This window comes from Mesorhizobium sp. LCM 4576 (genome assembly GCF_001854815.1).
Classification (GTDB): Bacteria; Pseudomonadota; Alphaproteobacteria; order Rhizobiales; family Rhizobiaceae; genus Mesorhizobium; species Mesorhizobium plurifarium.
In genome coordinates this window covers 1-16,927 of record NZ_MDDT01000015.1, presented here as the reverse complement: position 1 = coordinate 16,927, position 16,927 = coordinate 1, and the positions used below count along the sequence as shown (strand labels likewise).

Here is a 16,927-nt window from a genome sequence, read left to right as displayed (position 1 = left end):
TCATCCGGTAGCGCCGGCCCAGGCCGRCATGTCATAGCCGAATTCGCGACAGAAGGCCCGCATGGGTCCAAGAACGGCCGCCGACAGCTGGCTTTGAAGATAGGCATGATAGTCTTCGTTGCGCTCCCACTTGCGCAGCGAGCGTGAGTGGATGGGGCGCCCTCCGTCCCCGGTCACCGGCACTCTCGGGCGAAGTCCGAACCGGTCTGCGATCCGTTGCTGCACGGCGTCCGGATCGGCGATCGTGTCTTCGTAGCGCAGGTAAAGAATATCCCGCGCCGGCTGCGCCTTCCGCAAGCTCAGCAGGGCATCGTATTCCTGGGCCCAGCGGTCGGCCGTGGTATGAAATCGACGCTCCTTCATGGTCTGCGGATGCACGCTGGTAAGCACATCCAAGGGATGTCGAACGCAATAGATGAGACCGATGTCGGCAGGCAGTTTCGCAAGATGGGCGAAGGCCCGGGAATCGCGCTTGATGACCAGGTTGCTTTCCTGGCGGTCCAGCAGATAGAACTTCGTGTGCCGCGCCTCGGGCGGCCAGACGAAAGTATCCTCGAAGCTTTCCATGACGCGTTGCGTCAGGGTCGTTCCGCTGCGCGCGCATCCGGCTATGAATATCTTGTTGGTCCGCGCGGCCCGCGCATTCGGCCTCGACCGCCAGCGAATTTTGACGGCCGTCACAAGGCGATCGAGCTCCCTGCTCGATCGGGCAACCAGAAAACCGACAGCCGCCTGAAGTTTCCRCACAATCCCCTATCCCCGATCGCGCCGGATCACATTGCCGTGACCGCCACTAGCTGATTGGCCGATATGCGGGCGGGTTTCAAGGGCTGGAGACCAAGGGGGCTGTTAAACCTATCTTTACCCTGCTGCAGCACCCTCGCTCTTCTGCGGCGATGTTTGAGTACCGCGGCGGCGCGATAAGCGCCCAGGCAACAAGCCCGCGCCCGACGGCGCGGGCTTTTCTTTTGGTACTCAGCCCAGGAAATCGGCCCGGTAAGGCGCGAAGCTGTCGACCAGGCGGCCGGCCTCCAGCGCCTTGACGCCATGCACGAGGTTGGACGGCACGATGAAGCTGCTTCCTGTTTCGAGGATCTCCGATCGGCCGTCGATGGTGACCTCGAAGCGTCCCTCGGCGACATAGCTTGCCTGGACATGCGGATGCGAATGCAGCGCTCCGACGCCGCCTTTGTCGAAGGCGAACTCGACCATCATCAGTTCATCGGTGTGCACCAGCACGCGCCGCCTGTTGCCGTCCGGCGTCGGCTCCCAGGTTTTTTCGCCCGCATGGGAAAAGATATCGGTCATCGCTCAGCTTCCGTTCGAAGTAGGTAGAAACGTCATCGCGCCAGCCAGCCGCCATCGACCGGCACCATTGCGCCGTGCATGTAGTCCGACGCCGGCGAGAGTAGGAAAACCGCCACATCGCCGATATCCTCCGGCCGGCCCCAGCGCGCCGCGGGGATGCGCCCGAGGATGGCGGCGCTGCGGTCCGGGTCGGCGCGCAAGGCCTCGGTGTTGTTGGTCTCGACATAGCCCGGCGCGATGCCGTTGACGTTGATGCCTTTGGCCGCCCACTCGCAGGCGAGCAGCCTTGTGAGGCCGAGCACGCCGTGTTTCGAGGCCGTATAGGAGGCGACGCGGATACCACCCTGGAAACTCAGCACCGAGGCGATGTTGACGATCTTGCCGCGCCGGCCGGGCTCCGCCAGCACGCGCCTGGCAAAGCTCTGGCAGAGCCGGAAAACCGTCTTCAAATTGACGTCCATCACCTCGTCCCAGTCGGCTTCGCTGAGGTCGACCGCATCGGCGCGCCGGATGATGCCGGCATTGTTGACGAGGCCGTCGAGCGGGCCGCTCTCGCCCCAGACCCGGTCGAGCATGGCGGCTGCCTCGGCTGGGTCGCCGAGATCGGACTTGACCGCCTCGAAGCTGCCGCCCACGGCCGCGACTTTCCCGGCGGTGTCGTCCATCGCTGAGCGGCCGACGCCGACGACCAGGCCGCCGGCGCGCGCGATCGACACGGCGATGCCCTGCCCGATGCCGGTGTTGGCGCCGGTGACCAGGACGCGCTTGCCCGTGAGGCTGAAGGCGGAAAGATCGCTCAAGCTCGTCATGCCTTTCGCTTGCCGCCGATCGAAGGACCGGTCGTTCCGTGGCGGCGCGTCCTCACAGCCGATAGGCCTTCTTGGCAAGTGTATAGGCCAACTCCCCGGCCAGCTCGTGCGCCTCGTCCTCGCGCAGTCGATGCTCGGCGACCAGCCGCGCCAGGAAGGCGCAATCGACGCGGCGCGCGACGTCATGGCGCGCCGGGATCGAGGGGAAGGCGCGCGTGTCGTCGTTGAAGCCGACGGTGTTGTAGAAGCCGGCCGTCTCGGTGGTCATCTCGCGGAAGCGGCGCATGCCTTCCGGACTGTCATGGAACCACCAGGCCGGGCCGAGCTTCAGCGCCGGATAGACGCCGGCGAGCGGCGCCAGCTCGCGCGCGTAGCTCGTCTCGTCCAGCGTGAACAGGATGATCGCGAGGTCGCGCTCCAGCCCGACGCAGTCGAGCAGCGGCTTCAGCGCCGTCACGTAATCGGTGCGGGTCGGGATATCGAAGCCCTTGTCGCGCCCGAACTTCCGGAAAACGGAAGGCGAATGATTGCGCCATGATCCAGGATGGATCTGCATCACCAGGCCGTCGTCACGGCTCATCTTGGCCATTTCGGTCAGCATCTGGGCGCGGAACAGCTTTCGCTCGCGGCCGTCCTCCGAGCCGCGGCGGATGCGGTTGAACAGCTCCTCAGYCGCCGCGTCGGAGAGATTGGCGGTCTCGGCGGTGGGATGGCCGTGATCGGACGAGGTGGCGCCGAATGCCTTGAAATAGGCGCGCCGCTTCCGGTGCGCCTCGATATAGCCGGCCCAGTTGCCGGTGTCGCACCCGGTGATTTCACCGAGGCGATCGAGATTGGAAGCAAAGCCTTCGAAATCGGGATCGACGACGGCGTCCGGCCGGTAGGCGGTGACGACGCGGCCGCTCCAGCCGCTGTCGCGGATCGTGCGGTGCCATTCGAGATCGTCGAGCGCGCCTTCGGTCGTCGCGATCACCTCGATGTTGAAGCGCTCGAACAGCGCGCGCGGACGATAGTCGTCGCGTTGCAGCAGCGCGGCGATCGTATCGTAGCAGCGGTCGGCGGTGGCGGTGGTCAGCGGTTCCGCGATGCCGAACAGATGCTCGAGCGCATGGTCGAGCCAGAGCCGCGTCGGCGTGCCGCGGAAGAGATAGTAATGCTCGGCGAAACGCCGCCAGATCGCGCGGCCGTCGGTTTCGGCGAGCGAACCGTCAAGCGTTGCCACGCCGAGCTCTTCCAGCCTCACGCCCTGGCTGAACAACATGCGTAAGATGTAATGGTCCGGCACGATGAGCAGCTGTGCCGGGTCCGGAAACGGCTCGTCGAGCGCATACCAGCGCGGGTCGGTATGACCGTGCGGGCTGACGATGGGCAGGTCTTTCACGCCGGCGTAAAGGGCACGTGCGAGCGAAAGTTGGCGCCCTTCGGCGGCAAACAGCAGATCCGGATCGGTCAATGCGGCCATGTCGGTCCTCCTCYGGTGATCCACCGGTAGGGTCCGTGGGAAATGGTGTCAACACACGAAAGGCTGCGCGCCTTAAGCGTGCCGCGGCCATTGTCGACGGAGGCGGCGGGTGCTACGCCGCCACCGAACTTGCCGTCATCCAGGGCGGCCTGGCCGCAAGCGATTGGAGACTTCACGTCCGATGAAGAAGCGCCTGTCGAACCTGACGATTGCGAATGTGCCGGCCGCCATCCCGCGCTATGACCGCCGCGCCATCACGCCCGGCATCGTCCATCTTGGCGTCGGCGCTTTCCACCGCGCCCACCAGGCCGCCTATGTCGATGCCTGTCTGGCGGATGGCGAAGGCGATTGGGGCATCGTCGGGGTCTCGCTGCGCAGCCCCGACACGCGCGATGCGCTCAAGCCGCAGGACGGGCTCTACACGCTGGCAATCCGGGACAGCGCCGGCGAACAGCTGCAGGTCGTCGGCTCGATCCAGTCCTTGCTCGTCGCTCCGGAAGACCCCGGCGCGGTRCTCGCCGCGCTGACCGACCCGCGCATCCGCATCGTCACGCTCACCATCACCGAGAAGGCCTATCTCAGGGCGGCCGACGGCACGCTCGACAGCGCCCACCCCGATATCGTCCACGACCTCGCCAACCCTGGATCGCCCAAGACGGCGCATGGATTTCTCGCCGAGGCGCTGGCGCGCCGTCGCGCGGCGGGCACGCATCCCTTCACCGTGCTCTGCTGCGACAACCTGCCGGCCAACGGCGCCACGCTGCACCGGCTGTTGATCGAGTTCGCGAAGCTGCGCGATGCCGATCTCGGCCGCCATGTCGCCGACGAAGTCGCCTTTCCGTCGAGCATGGTCGACCGCATTGTGCCGGCGACGACGGACGCCGACCGGGCGCGCATCGCCGACGAGCTCGGCCTCGAGGACGCCTGGCCGGTGATGACCGAGCCATTCCGCCAATGGGTGATCGAGGACCGCTTTCCGGCAGGCCGGCCGGCCTGGGAGAAGTTCGGCGTCACCATGGTCGAGGATGTGCGGCCGTTCGAGGACATGAAGCTGAGGCTGCTCAACGGCGCGCATTCCGGCATCGCCTATCTCGGCCTGCTCAGCGGCCACGCCACCGTCGACCGCGCCTTTGCCGATTCGGCAATAAGGCAATTCGTCGACCGGCTTTGGGCCGAGGCCATTCCAACGCTGCCGCAAGATGCCGGGCTCGACCCGACCCCCTACACGGCCGAGCTCGCCGCGCGCTTTTCCAACACCGCGCTCGCCCATCGCACCGCGCAGATCGCCAATGACGGCAGCCAGAAGCTGCCTCAGCGCATCGTCGCCTCAGCGCTGGCCCGGCTAGAGGCGGGCCTGTTGCCTGAACATCTGTCGCTGGTTGTCGCCGCGTGGATCGCTGCATGCGCCGCGCGCGGCGGTCCTTTGCCCGAGGGCCATTTCACCGATCCGCTCGATGCGGCGCTCGGCGACCTGTTCGGCCGCAACCTGCCGACGGCGACGATGGCCGGGGCCGTGTTCGACCTCGCCGGCTTCGCCATAGGCCACGCGGAGCGCCGGACGTTGATCGAGTTTGTCGCCACGCATCTGGTCCATTTCAAGCAGGGTGGCCCGAAGCTGGCTTTCGCCGCGCTCGGGATTGGCAACGAGCCGCCCAGGCTGGCTGAGTAGCTATTCGCCCGCCGATCCGTTCACGACCTGCCGCACGGCGTAGTCGGATCCGTTCGAATTCCAGAACAGGCGCACCGCCTTGCCGACCAGGTTCCCGTAAGGCACCGCGCCCATGGTGAAGCGGCTGTCGGCGGAATTGTCACGGTTGTCGCCGAGCATGAAATACTCCCCGGCCGGCACCACGATTTCGGGCGTGTCGTCGCCGATCGAAGGGGCGGTGTAGTCGATCACCAGATAGGAGACGCCTTCTGGCAGCGTTTCGCGCTGCAGCCGTGCCGAGCGTATGTCCTGGGTGGCATAGTCTCCGAGGTCCTCCAGCTCGACGGGAACCCGGTTGATGTAGAGCCGGCCGTCGCTCATCTGGATGCGGTCGCCCGGCAGGCCGACGATGCGCTTGACGTAGTCCGTTTCGGGATCGCTGCGCGGCCTGAACACCACCACATCGCCGCGTTTCGGCGGGCTGCCCAGAACCCGACCGTCGACCGGCAGCAACCCGAAGGGAATACTGTAGCGGCCATAGCCATAGACATATTTGGAAGCGAAGAAATAGTCGCCCAGCTGGAGCGTCGGCTCCATGCTGGCGGACGGCATCGAGAAKGGCTGGAACAGGAACGTGCGGATCGCGAGCGCCGCRCCATAGGAGGTGAGAGCGGCCAGGATCAGCACMCAGAACCCGTGCGCGTACCACTTGTCGGGCCGGAAACGCCGCGCGAACGGAACGACGATCGCCGCCGACAGGATCGCCAGACCAGGCCCGGCGAAATCRGCAAGCCAGGCCAGATTGGCGCTTGGGAAAACCGGCAGCCCGACATARCAGGCTGCAATCGAGGCCAGGCTGACGACGATCAGYCAGGCGACCGCGGCACGRCCGGCGYCGATCCACAGGAAGCCGCCGARAGGCCCACCGAACAGCGACACCAGCGCTGTCGACCATCTCGATCGTGAGCCTTGTTCGTTGGACATCCGGCGGCCTTCTCACAAGCAGCGCGGACTGTCTCGCAAACGACAAAACGGGGCAAATAAAAAAGCGGGGCGAACCCCGCTCTTCAATTGAAGTCAGGAGCGACTTCCTCAGGCCGGCAGCAGCGCGCCTTCCAGCGTGGTGAGCTGGGCGAGGAACTGCTCGGCGCGGCTGCGCGCCACGTCGTCCTTGGCGTCGGCGGCGTCTTCCTTGGCGTCCTGGATGCGACGCGCCAGGTCCGCACGGTCGATGTCGTTCACATGCACCGCCGATTCGGCGAGCAGCGTGCAGCCGGACGGCAGGATGTCGGCGAAGCCGCCGAACACAACGTAGCGGTCTTCCTTGCCGCTGGCCGCCTTCACCGTGACGACGCCGGGTTTGATGGTGGTCATGACCGGCGCGTGCTGCGCCATCACCGTCATCTCGCCTTCGGCGCCCGGAATGACGAYGGACTCGACCTGCTCGGAGACGAGCAGCCGTTCCGGCGAGACCAGTTCGAACTTGAAAGCTTCAGCCATGATCAATTTAGTGAGTAGGGAATAGTGAGTAGGGAGTAGGGAGAGGACATCTGTCCTGATCACCCAGCTGCTTATTCACTACCGACTACTGACTACTCCCTATTGCCTCAATTAWGCCGCTTCAGCCGCCAGGCGCTGCGCCTTCTCGACCGCTTCGTCGATGCCGCCGACCATGTAGAAGGCGGCYTCCGGCAGGTGGTCGTAGTCGCCGGCGCAGAGGCCCTTGAAGCCCTTGATGGTGTCCGCGAGGTCGACCAGCTTGCCCGGCGAGCCCGTGAACACTTCRGCGACGAAGAACGGCTGCGACAGGAAGCRCTCGATCTTGCGGGCGCGGGCAACCGTCTGCTTGTCCTCTTCCGACAGCTCGTCCATGCCAAGGATGGCGATGATGTCCTGCAGCGACTTGTAGCGCTGCAGGATCGACTGCACCTGGCGGGCGACCTGGTAGTGCTCCTCGCCGACGACCATCGGGTCGAGCATGCGCGAGGTCGAGTCCAGCGGATCGACGGCCGGGTAGATGCCCTTTTCAGAGATCGCGCGGTTGAGCACGGTCGTGGCGTCGAGGTGCGCGAAGGAGGTCGCCGGCGCCGGGTCGGYCAAGTCGTCGGCCGGCACGTAGATGGCCTGCACCGAGGTGATCGATCCCTTGGTCGTGGTCRTGATGCGCTCCTGCAGCGCGCCCATGTCGGTGGCCAGCGTCGGCTGGTAACCCACGGCGGAAGGAATGCGGCCGAGCAGCGCCGACACTTCCGAGCCCGCCTGCGTGAAGCGGAAGATGTTGTCGACGAAGAACAGCACGTCCTGGCCCTGGTCGCGGAAATATTCGGCAACCGTCAGGCCGGTCAGGCCGACGCGGGCGCGCGCGCCCGGCGGTTCGTTCATCTGGCCGTACACGAGCGCTGCCTTCGAGCCCTGGCCGCCGCCCTTCTTGTTGACGCCCGATTCGATGAACTCGTGATAGAGGTCGTTGCCTTCGCGGGTGCGCTCGCCGACGCCGGCGAACACCGAGAAGCCGCCATGGGCCTTGGCGACGTTGTTGATCAGCTCCTGGATCAGCACGGTCTTGCCGACGCCGGCGCCGCCGAACAGGCCGATCTTGCCGCCGCGGGCGTAGGGAGCGAGCAGGTCGAGAACCTTGATGCCAGTGACCAGGATCTGCGCTTCCGTCGACTGGTCGACATAGGCCGGAGCCGGCTGGTGGATGGCGCGCAGCTCGACGGCGTCGACCGGGCCGGCTTCGTCGACCGGCTCGCCGATGACGTTGATGATGCGGCCGAGCATGCCCGGCCCCACCGGGACCGAGATCGGCGCGCCGGTGTCAAAGACGTCCTGGCCGCGGACCAGGCCTTCGGTCGAGTCCATGGCGATGCAGCGCACGGTGTTCTCGCCGAGATGCTGGGCGACCTCGAGCACCAGGCGGTTGCCGACATTGTCGGTTTCCAGCGCGTTCAGAATGGCCGGCAGATGGTCTTCGAACTGCACGTCGACGACGGCGCCGATGACCTGRCGGACCTTGCCGGCGGCGCCGACGCGCTTGGCCGCGACGCTGGCCGCGGAAGCCGCTGCTTTGGCCGGAGCGGCCGCCTTCTTTGCCGGAGCGGCGGCCTTCGCGGCGGCTGCCGGGGCCTTTGCCGCCTTCGGGGYCGATGCCTCCTTGGCCGCGGTCTTCGGGGTAGCTGCTTTCGCCATCGTCTTTGCCCTTTTCGTCTATCCGTTGTTCACGCCGCCGCGAGGTCTCGGACCCCGCTTGCGCGCGCCTAGAGCGCCTCGGCGCCCGAAATGATTTCGATCAGTTCCTTGGTGATCTGCGCCTGCCGCTGGCGGTTGTAGGTGATCGACAGCCTGTTGATCATGTCGCCGGCATTGCGCGTCGCATTGTCCATCGCGCTCATCTTGGCGCCCATCTCGCCGGCCGCGTTTTCCAAAAGCGCCCGGAAGATCTGCACGGCGATGTTGCGCGGGATGAGGTCGGAGAGGATCTCGCCCGGCTCCGGCTCGTATTCGTAGACCGCGCCGCCGCTATTGCCACCTTCGGCTGCGGCCGAAGCCTGCGCAGCCGGGATGATCTGCTGCGCCGTCGGGATCTGGCTGATCACCGACTTGAACTGCGAATAGAACAGCGTGCAGATGTCGAAGCCGCCCTCGTTGAAGAGGTGGATGACCTTGCGCGCGATCGCATCGGCATTGACGAAGCCGAGCGTCTTGACCTCGCGCAGGTCGACCCGCTCGAGGATCAGCGAGGCGTAGTCGCGGCGCAGGATGTCGTAACCCTTCTTGCCGACGCAGATGATCTTCACCTGCTTGCCGTCGGCCACCAGCCTGCGGATGTGGTCACGGGCGAGACGCGCAATCTGCGAGTTGAAGCCACCGCACAAGCCGCGCTCGGCGGTGCAGACGATGAGYAGATGCACGTCGTCCCGGCCGGTGCCCGTCATCAGCGCCGGGGCATCGCCGCCGCCGCCGATCGCCTGGGTGATGTTGGCCAGGACCGCGCCCATACGCTCGGAATAGGGCCTGGCTGCTTCCGCCGCCTCCTGCGCGCGACGCAGCTTCGCCGCGGCGACCATCTGCATCGCCTTGGTGATCTTCTGCGTCGCCTTGACCGAGGCGATACGGTTACGAAGGTCTTTTAACGAAGCCATGCCTCAAACCTGATCCCGTCCGGCGTCGTTCAAGCAAAGGTCTTGGCGAAGGCGTCGATTTCCGCCTTGAGCTTGGCGCGCAAATCGTCCGACAGCGCCTTCTCCTTGCGGATGCCGTCGAGCACGTCCTTGCCGGCCGAGCGCATGTGGCTGAGCAGGCCATGCTCGAACTTGCCGACCTGGTTGAGCGGCAGCTTGTCGAGATAGCCGTTGACGCCGGCGAAGATCACCGCGACCTGCTCTTCGGTCTTGAGCGGCGAGAATTGCGGCTGCTTCAGAAGCTCCGTCAGGCGCGAACCGCGGTTCAGCAGGCGCTGGGTGGCGGCGTCGAGGTCCGAGCCGAACTGCGCGAAGGCCGCCATTTCGCGGTACTGCGCGAGCTCGCCCTTGATCGAGCCTGCAACCTGCTTCATCGCCTTGATCTGCGCCGACGAGCCGACGCGCGACACCGACAGGCCGACATTCACCGCCGGACGGATGCCTTGGAAGAACAGGTTGGTCTCGAGGAAGATCTGGCCGTCGGTGATCGAGATCACGTTGGTCGGGATGTAGGCCGACACGTCGTTGGCCTGGGTCTCGATGACCGGCAGCGCGGTCAGCGAACCGGCGCCGTTGTCGTCATTGAGCTTGGCGGCGCGCTCGAGCAGGCGCGAATGGAGATAGAAGACGTCGCCCGGATAGGCTTCGCGGCCCGGCGGGCGGCGCAGCAAGAGCGACATCTGGCGATAGGCGACGGCCTGCTTTGACAGATCGTCATAGCTGATGAGCGCATGCATGCCGTTGTCGCGGAAATATTCGCCCATGGTGCAGCCGGCGAACGGTGCCAGAAACTGCATCGGCGCCGGGTCGGACGCGGTGGCGGCGATGATGATGGAGTAGTCGAGCGCGCCGCGCTCCTCCAGCACCTTCACGAACTGCGCGACGGTCGAGCGCTTCTGGCCGACGGCGACGTAGACGCAGTAGAGCTTCTCCTTCTCCGGGCCGTTGTCGTGCACCGACTTCTGGTTCAGCATCGTGTCGAGGATGATGGCGGTCTTGCCGGTCTGGCGGTCGCCGATGACCAGCTCGCGCTGGCCGCGGCCGACCGGGATCAGCGCGTCGATGGCCTTGAGGCCCGTCGACATCGGCTCATGCACCGACTTGCGCGGAATGATGCCGGGCGCCTTGACGTCGACGCGCTTGCGTTCGGTGGCCTTGATCGGGCCCTTGCCGTCGATCGGGTTGCCGAGCGCGTCCACGACGCGGCCGAGCAGGCCCGGGCCAACCGGCACGTCGACGATGGCGCCCGTGCGCTTGACGGTGTCGCCTTCCTTGATGTCGCGGTCGTTGCCGAAGATGACGACGCCGACATTGTCGGCTTCGAGGTTCAGCGCCATGCCACGGATGCCACCCGGGAATTCGACCATCTCGCCGGCCTGGACATTGTCGAGGCCGTAGACGCGGGCGATGCCGTCACCGACGGACAGAACCTGGCCGACTTCGGAGACCTCGGCCTCCTTGCCGAAATTCTTGATCTGGTCTTTCAGAATTGCGGAAATTTCCGCGGCGCGGATGTCCATCAGCCGACCTCTTTCAGTGCAAGCTTGAGCGAATTGAGTTTGGTTTTGAGCGACGTATCGATCTRGCGCGAGCCCATCTTGACGATCAGCCCGCCGAGCAGCGACGGATCGACGGTCATGGCGATGGCCACATCCTTGCCGGCGATGCTCTTCAGCGTCGCCTTGAGTTCAGTTTGCTGCGCGGCCGTCAGCGCATGCGCCGAAGTGACCTCGGCGGATGCCTCGCCGCGATGCTCGGCGGCGATCTGGCGGAACGCCTTGATCATGCCGGGCACCGCGAACAGACGGCGGTTCCTGGCGACGACGCGCAGGAAATTGCCGACCAGGCCGGTGATCTTGGCCTTGTCGACGATGGCGGCGATGGCCTTGGCCTGGTCCTCGCTGGAAAACACCGGGCTGTTGATCAGCCRCTTGAGATCGTCGCTGCCGTTGAGCAGCGCCTCGAAGCCGGCAAGGTCGGCCTCGACCTTGGCGACCGAATTGTCCTGCAGCGCGAGCTCGAACAGCGAGCCGGCATAGCGCTCTGCGACAGCTGAGATTGGCGATGACGATTGGGCCACGGACCGTCTTTTCTCTTGTCTGACAGGCCGCAGATTGTTGGCGCGAGCGAAAACTCTGGCTAAATCTTTGACCTTACTGCATTTTTCCAAGCACGGAGGCGCGGCTTCCGCTATCCCCGGTCGAAAGTCGATTGCCGTCTAGCACAGGCTTTTTAAGACCGCAATGCATCGTCCGRCATGGTTTTCAGGCACTTTTGTCGCATCAGGCGGCGAAGGCCAAGCTCAAGCGCCGAATTCACGGCACGAAGCCGAAGGCAAAGGCCAGCGGCAGCGCCGCCAGCGCCAATTCAACCACGATCGAAACCCAGTTGAAAGGTGTGTTGGCGCTGTCCGACATCATCGACAAAAGCCGGCCGAAAGCGGTGAACAGCCAGGAGAAGCCAAGCGCCATATAGAGCAGCGGCTGCGCCAGAAGGATGCAGCACAGGCTGACGCCGAGATAGAAGCCGGACATGCGGCCGCGCCCCTCGGCGATCGCCGCCGCCTTCTCCGGCCTCGGCTGCAGGCGCAGCACGCGAAATGCAAGCCCCGGCGCCAGGAACAGGAACAGGCCGAGGGCCAGGGTCACCACGGCGCTCGACCAGGCCAGCCATTCGCCTTGGCTCGCGGGCCACGGAAACGCAAAGTCCATATGATCCCCCTCATATTTCTTGTTCTGAAACGCTGCATTCTAGCGAGGGAATGAAAGCGCGCCAGAGGACGGCGGGCACATTAGAAGCAGCGCAATCAGGCGAGCGCGAAATCGACCGCGGCCGCGGTATGGATGCGGGTCGTGTCGAAGACCGGAACGTCGAAATCGCCCTGGCCGATCAGCATGGTGATCTCGGTGCAGCCCATGATGACGCCGTCCACCTGGTCGGTGCGCCGCATCCGGCCGATCTCGTCGAGATAGGCGGATTTCGATTCGCCTTTGACGATGCCCTGGCAAAGCTCGTCATAGATCACCTTGTGCACCATGTCGCGACCGGCCTGGTTCGGCACCACAGGTTCCAGGCCGTATTTGTCGGCGAGACGGCCCTTGTAGAAATCCTGCTCCATGGTGAAGCGCGTCGCCAGCAGTGCCGGCCGCCTCAGGCCCGCCTCGACGACGGCGCGCCCCGTCGCGTCGGCGATGTGGATGAGCGGGATCGAAATGGCCGCCTGCACCGCGTCGGCCAGCTTGTGCATGGTGTTGGTGCAGATCACCAGGCCCTCGGCGCCGCCGGCCTCCAGCCTGCGCGCGGCTTCTACGAGCAGGACGCCGGCGCCTTCCCAATCGCCCGCATGCTGCCGTTCGGYGATGTCGGCGAAATCGAACGACCACAACAAGAGCTTCGCCGAATGCAGCCCGCCCAGCCGCTCGCGCACGATCTCGTTGAGCAGGCGGTAATAGATCGCCGTCGATTCCCAGCTCATGCCGCCTATGAGGCCGAGGGTTTTCATAAGCTGGCACTCCGTTGGGATTGTCTCTCGCTTATAGGAAGCTCTGCGGGTCGATGTCGACCTGCACCCGGACCGAGCCGCGCAGCTTCGGGCCTTCGGCCAGCATGGCGCGGATGAAACCTTGCATGTCGGCACGCCGCTCGCCCTGGATCAGCAGGCGGAAGYGGTGACGGCCGCCGATCAGCGACAAAGGCGCCTCGGCCGGCCCGAGCACGAACAAGTCCGAAGCCTGCGGTGCCGCCCGTCTCAATCCCCGCGCATGGCTTTCGGCCTCGGCTCGCGTCGCAGCGCTGACGATGATGCCGGCGAGCCGGCCGAACGGCGGCAGGGCCGCCCGTTCGCGCTCGGCGATCTCGCGCTCGTAGAAGGCTTCCGAATCGCCCGAGACGATCGCCCGCATCACAGGATGGTCGGGCTGGTAGGTCTGCAACAGGCCGAGGCTCTTCTTGCCGGTGCGGCCGGCGCGCCCCGTCACCTGACTGAGCAATTGGAAGGTGCGTTCGGCGGCGCGCGGATCGCCATTGGCCAATCCCAGGTCCGCATCGACCACGCCGACCAGTGTCATGCCGGGAAAATTATGGCCCTTGGCGACGAGCTGCGTGCCGATGACGATATCGGCTTCGCCATTGGCGACGGCCTCCAGCTCGAGCCTGAGCCGGCGCACGCCGCCCAGAAGATCGGACGACAACACGATGGTGCGGGCATCCGGGAAATGCGCAACCACTTCCTCGGCGATTCGCTCGACGCCCGGGCCGCAGGCTACCAGATGGTCGAGCGTGCCGCATTCCGGGCAGGCCTCGGGCCGCCGCTCGTTGTGGCCGCAATGATGGCAGACGAGCTGGCCGCGAAAGCGATGCTCGACCAACCAGGCCGAACATACGGGGCAGCCGAAACGGTGGCCGCAGACCCGGCAGAGCGTCAGCGGCGCATAGCCGCGCCGGTTGAGGAAAAGCAGCGACTGTTCCTTCCTCTCCAGCGTGCGCTGCATCTGTTCCAGAAGCACCGGCGACAGGAAGCCGCCGCGCGCCGGCGGCGAGCGCCGCATGTCGATCGACTTCAGGTCGGGGAGCGCCGCCTCGGCGAAGCGCGACGACAGCACGGCCCGGTGGTAGCGGCCCTGGCTGGCGTTGACGCGGCTTTCCACCGACGGTGTCGCCGAGGCGAGCACGACCGGAAAGCCGCCGATATGGCCACGCACCACCGCCATGTCGCGCGCATTGTAGAAAACGCGGTCTTCCTGCTTGTAGGCGGGGTCGTGCTCCTCGTCGACGACGATCAGGCCGAGTTCCTTGAACGGCAGGAACAGCGCCGAGCGCGCGCCGGCGACGACCCTCACGCCGCCTTCGGCCACCTGCCGCCAGACGCGCTCGCGCATCCTCGGCGGCAGGTCGGAATGCCACTCCGCCGGCTTGGCGCCGAACCGGTCCTGGAAACGTTCGAGGAAGGCGTGGGTCAGCGCGATTTCCGGCAACAGGATCAGCACCTGCCTGCCCTTGTCGAGCGCCGCCGCCACCGCCTCGAAATAGACTTCGGTCTTGCCTGAGCCGGTGACGCCGTCGAGCAGCGTGACGTTGAAGACATCGGCAGCGACCGCGGCGCGCAGTTTTTCGGCCGCCGCTTTCTGGTCCGGCATCAATTCCGGCACGGCATGGCCGGGATCGGGCGCCGCCACCACCGGGCGCGGCGGAATCATCACCGTCTCGAACACGCCCTGGGCCCGCAATCCATCGATGACGGTCGAGGACACGCCCGCCGCATGCGCCAGTCCCGTGCGTGTCCAGGCGAGGCCGCCCTCGGCGGTTTCGAGCACGCGTCGCCGCGCGTCGGTCAGCCGGTCGGGCTCGGCCAGCGTGCGCTGAAGCCCTTCGATCCATGGCTCCGGGTCGAACGCTTCCGGCGCGCGCAGCAGCATGCGCGCCACCATGCCTGGGGCCGACAGCGTGTATTGTGCGATCCAGTCGACGAAGCGGCGCATGTCCTTGTCGATCGGCGGGCAGTCGAACACCTCCTCGATCGGCCGCAATTTCTTTGCATCGACCGCCTCGACCGCGCCGTCCCAGACGATGCCGGCCACTTGCCGAGGTCCGAGCGGCACGCGCACGATCGAGCCCGGCACCACGCGCATGCCGGGCGGCACGGCATAAGTGTAGGGCCGCTCAGCGGGCATCGGCACCAGCACGGGCGCGGCTGCGACAAAGGGCGAATCTTCCATCATGAGGCGTGACCTTGCCCCGACTTTGCTCTAGATCAAAGGGGACCCTCTTATGTGCCTGGCCGACGCCGGGCGACCCCAAGGAGACAGCCATGAAGTTTTTTGTCGACACCGCTGACATCAAGGAAATTAAGGAGCTGCACGAGCTGGGGCTTCTCGACGGCGTCACCACCAACCCCTCGCTGATTCTGAAATCGGGCGGCAAGATCGCCGAAGTCACCAAGCAGATCTGCGACATCGTCGAAGGCCCGGTCTCGGCCGAGGTCGTCGCGACCGAATACAAGCAGATGATGGCCGAAGCCGAGGTGCTGGCCAAGATCGCGCCGAACGTGGCCATCAAGGTGCCGCTGACGCTGGACGGCCTCAAGGCCTGCAAGACCATCCGCACCGAGATGAACCGCATGGTCAACGTGACGCTCTGCTTCTCGGCCAACCAGGCGCTGCTCGCCGCCAAGGCCGGCGCTTCCTTCATCTCGCCCTTCGTCGGCCGCATCGACGACACCGGCTCGGACGGCATGGAGCTGATCTCGGAAATCCGCACCATCTACGACAATTACGATTTCAAGACCGAGATTCTGACCGCTTCGGTGCGCACGGTGAACCACGTCAAGCAGGCCGCGCTGATCGGCGCCGATATCGTCACCGCGCCGCCRGCGACCCTGAAGGCGCTGGTCAACCACCCGCTGACCGACAAGGGCCTTGCCGCCTTCCTCGCCGACTGGGCCAAGACCGGCCAGAAGATCGGTTGAGGGCGGCATCTCGTCAGAACAGAAAAAGGCCGGGTGACCGGCCTTTTTTGTTTCAAACAGCCTACGTGTTGGTGGGTCGCATCTGGCGATGGCCGGAACGCCCATCGCGACCGTCATGGTGCAGAGTTCTGCTCTTCGATCGAGGTCGAGGTCGAGGCAAACGCAGGGGATTGGTTGAGGCCGCCCGAACCTCGTCATTCTATGGCGGAGCAAGGAGCGAAGCGACGCGGCGCAGACCATAGAATCCATGCCGTGACTTGGAAGCGCCGCTGCGGTGCAGAATTCTGCTCCGCAGCACGCCTTGGCGAGGGGAACGGCATGGATTCCAGGGTCTACGCGACGGAGCTTCGCTCCTGCTCCGCCCTGGAATGACGATCGCGATGGGCGTTTCGCGCCAATCTCCAGCGCATGCCACCAGCCAAACAGAGTCGACCGGTCAAGCCTCTGTGCAGTGCCTCAGGCTTTCTTGCCGTGCTTGGCCAGATCCTGCGCGATCGACAGCCGCAGCAGGTCGGCCAGCTCGCGCGCGGCGCGGTTCTCGGCGTCGATCTGCGCCCGGTAGGCCGCGAACTCCTGGCGGGGCCGGTCGAAGGATGAGGGGATCGAGCGTTTGCCCACCGCAATCACCGTGTTGGTCGCGGTATCGCGCAGCACGTAATTGGCGGTCAGCGTGACCGTGCCCGCCGTCGGCTCGTCCTCCTGGGTCTGCACCTGCACGATGGCCGCTGATTCGACGAGCTCGGTGACGCCGAGATCGAGCGTATAGGCCGGCGAGGCCGGCTCGCCCGAGCCTTGCCCGAAAGCGAAGATCAGATTGTTGCGCACCTGCTGCGCGTAGCGCGTCTTGACCGGCTTGATCGAGATCGAGGCGAGCTCGGCGGACGCGCTGAGCTGCGATCCGGGCGACAGCGGCTGGTTGGAATAGAGCGGCCTGACCGTGCAGGCCGAGACCAGCGCAAGCGCGGCGGCCATGCCGCAGACCGCCAGGCGGCCGCGCAGGCGGGGCCCTTCTGACTTCACCGGATCAGGCAACGACATTGACGATCCTCTGCGGGA

The 16,927-nt window shown here is 65.7% G+C and carries 16 protein-coding genes; 2 read left to right on the top strand and 14 right to left on the bottom strand.

The window, feature by feature from the left end; all coding sequences use genetic code 11:
- The 4 genes from LCM4576_RS07105 to uxaC form a co-directional block, all read right to left on the bottom strand.
- Window positions 1-747, bottom strand: coding sequence for a sulfotransferase (locus LCM4576_RS07105; protein ID WP_244510702.1), 747 nt, complete (start codon window positions 745-747; stop codon window positions 1-3).
- A 228-nt stretch (window positions 748-975) separates the two neighbouring features.
- Window positions 976-1,308, bottom strand: coding sequence for a cupin domain-containing protein (locus tag LCM4576_RS07100; RefSeq protein ID WP_040991597.1), 333 nt, complete (start codon window positions 1,306-1,308; stop codon window positions 976-978).
- A gap of 32 nt (window positions 1,309-1,340) precedes the next feature.
- The gene (gene kduD / locus LCM4576_RS07095) at window positions 1,341-2,108 is read right to left on the bottom strand and encodes a 2-dehydro-3-deoxy-D-gluconate 5-dehydrogenase KduD (protein ID WP_116397900.1); all 768 of its coding nucleotides are present in this window, start codon (window positions 2,106-2,108) and stop codon (window positions 1,341-1,343) included.
- Between the two features lie 61 nt (window positions 2,109-2,169).
- The gene (gene uxaC, locus LCM4576_RS07090; protein WP_071031307.1) at window positions 2,170-3,579 is read right to left on the bottom strand and encodes a glucuronate isomerase; all 1,410 of its coding nucleotides are present in this window, start codon (window positions 3,577-3,579) and stop codon (window positions 2,170-2,172) included.
- 181 nt (window positions 3,580-3,760) lie between these two features.
- Between uxaC and LCM4576_RS07085 the strand changes: the two genes are divergently transcribed.
- Window positions 3,761-5,248, top strand: coding sequence for a mannitol dehydrogenase family protein (locus LCM4576_RS07085; RefSeq protein WP_071031305.1), 1,488 nt, complete (start codon window positions 3,761-3,763; stop codon window positions 5,246-5,248).
- On the opposite strand, the gene lepB is transcribed toward LCM4576_RS07085, so the two are convergent.
- The 9 genes from lepB to LCM4576_RS07040 all read right to left on the bottom strand — a co-directional run bounded on the left by lepB (window position 5,249) and on the right by LCM4576_RS07040 (window position 15,125).
- Window positions 5,249-6,211 (bottom strand): signal peptidase I, encoded by a 963-nt coding sequence (lepB, locus tag LCM4576_RS07080; RefSeq protein ID WP_083361345.1) that lies wholly within the window; start codon window positions 6,209-6,211, stop codon window positions 5,249-5,251. It abuts the gene before it with no gap.
- Window positions 6,212-6,319: 108 nt separating this feature from the next.
- The gene (locus tag LCM4576_RS07075; RefSeq protein WP_071031303.1) at window positions 6,320-6,727 is read right to left on the bottom strand and encodes a F0F1 ATP synthase subunit epsilon; all 408 of its coding nucleotides are present in this window, start codon (window positions 6,725-6,727) and stop codon (window positions 6,320-6,322) included.
- Between the two features lie 111 nt (window positions 6,728-6,838).
- Window positions 6,839-8,416 (bottom strand): F0F1 ATP synthase subunit beta, encoded by a 1,578-nt coding sequence (gene atpD / locus LCM4576_RS07070; protein ID WP_071031301.1) that lies wholly within the window; start codon window positions 8,414-8,416, stop codon window positions 6,839-6,841.
- A gap of 68 nt (window positions 8,417-8,484) precedes the next feature.
- Window positions 8,485-9,369, bottom strand: a complete 885-nt coding sequence (locus tag LCM4576_RS07065; protein WP_071031299.1) for a F0F1 ATP synthase subunit gamma — start codon at window positions 9,367-9,369, stop codon at window positions 8,485-8,487.
- 29 nt (window positions 9,370-9,398) lie between these two features.
- On the bottom strand, window positions 9,399-10,928 hold the full coding sequence (atpA, locus tag LCM4576_RS07060) for a F0F1 ATP synthase subunit alpha (RefSeq protein WP_040991590.1): 1,530 nt from the start codon (window positions 10,926-10,928) through the stop codon (window positions 9,399-9,401).
- On the bottom strand, window positions 10,928-11,488 hold the full coding sequence (locus tag LCM4576_RS07055; RefSeq protein ID WP_071031298.1) for a F0F1 ATP synthase subunit delta: 561 nt from the start codon (window positions 11,486-11,488) through the stop codon (window positions 10,928-10,930). Before LCM4576_RS07055 ends, atpA begins: the two co-directional genes overlap by 1 nt.
- 235 nt (window positions 11,489-11,723) lie before the next feature.
- On the bottom strand, window positions 11,724-12,119 hold the full coding sequence (locus LCM4576_RS07050; RefSeq protein WP_040991588.1) for a DUF4345 family protein: 396 nt from the start codon (window positions 12,117-12,119) through the stop codon (window positions 11,724-11,726).
- A gap of 95 nt (window positions 12,120-12,214) precedes the next feature.
- Window positions 12,215-12,910 (bottom strand): aspartate/glutamate racemase family protein, encoded by a 696-nt coding sequence (locus tag LCM4576_RS07045; RefSeq protein ID WP_071031296.1) that lies wholly within the window; start codon window positions 12,908-12,910, stop codon window positions 12,215-12,217.
- 31 nt (window positions 12,911-12,941) lie between these two features.
- Window positions 12,942-15,125 carry a primosomal protein N' gene (locus LCM4576_RS07040; protein ID WP_071031294.1) on the bottom strand — a complete coding sequence of 728 codons (2,184 nt, stop codon included), beginning with the start codon at window positions 15,123-15,125 and terminating at the stop codon, window positions 12,942-12,944.
- Window positions 15,126-15,214: 89 nt separating this feature from the next.
- Between LCM4576_RS07040 and fsa the strand changes: the two genes are divergently transcribed.
- Window positions 15,215-15,871 carry a fructose-6-phosphate aldolase gene (gene fsa, locus LCM4576_RS07035; RefSeq protein ID WP_071031292.1) on the top strand — a complete coding sequence of 219 codons (657 nt, stop codon included), beginning with the start codon at window positions 15,215-15,217 and terminating at the stop codon, window positions 15,869-15,871.
- Between the two features lie 456 nt (window positions 15,872-16,327).
- Here the strand turns inward: fsa and lptE are convergent, their stop codons facing one another.
- Window positions 16,328-16,909 carry an LPS assembly lipoprotein LptE gene (gene lptE / locus LCM4576_RS07030; RefSeq protein ID WP_071031285.1) on the bottom strand — a complete coding sequence of 194 codons (582 nt, stop codon included), beginning with the start codon at window positions 16,907-16,909 and terminating at the stop codon, window positions 16,328-16,330.
- Window positions 16,910-16,927: the final 18 nt, after the last annotated feature.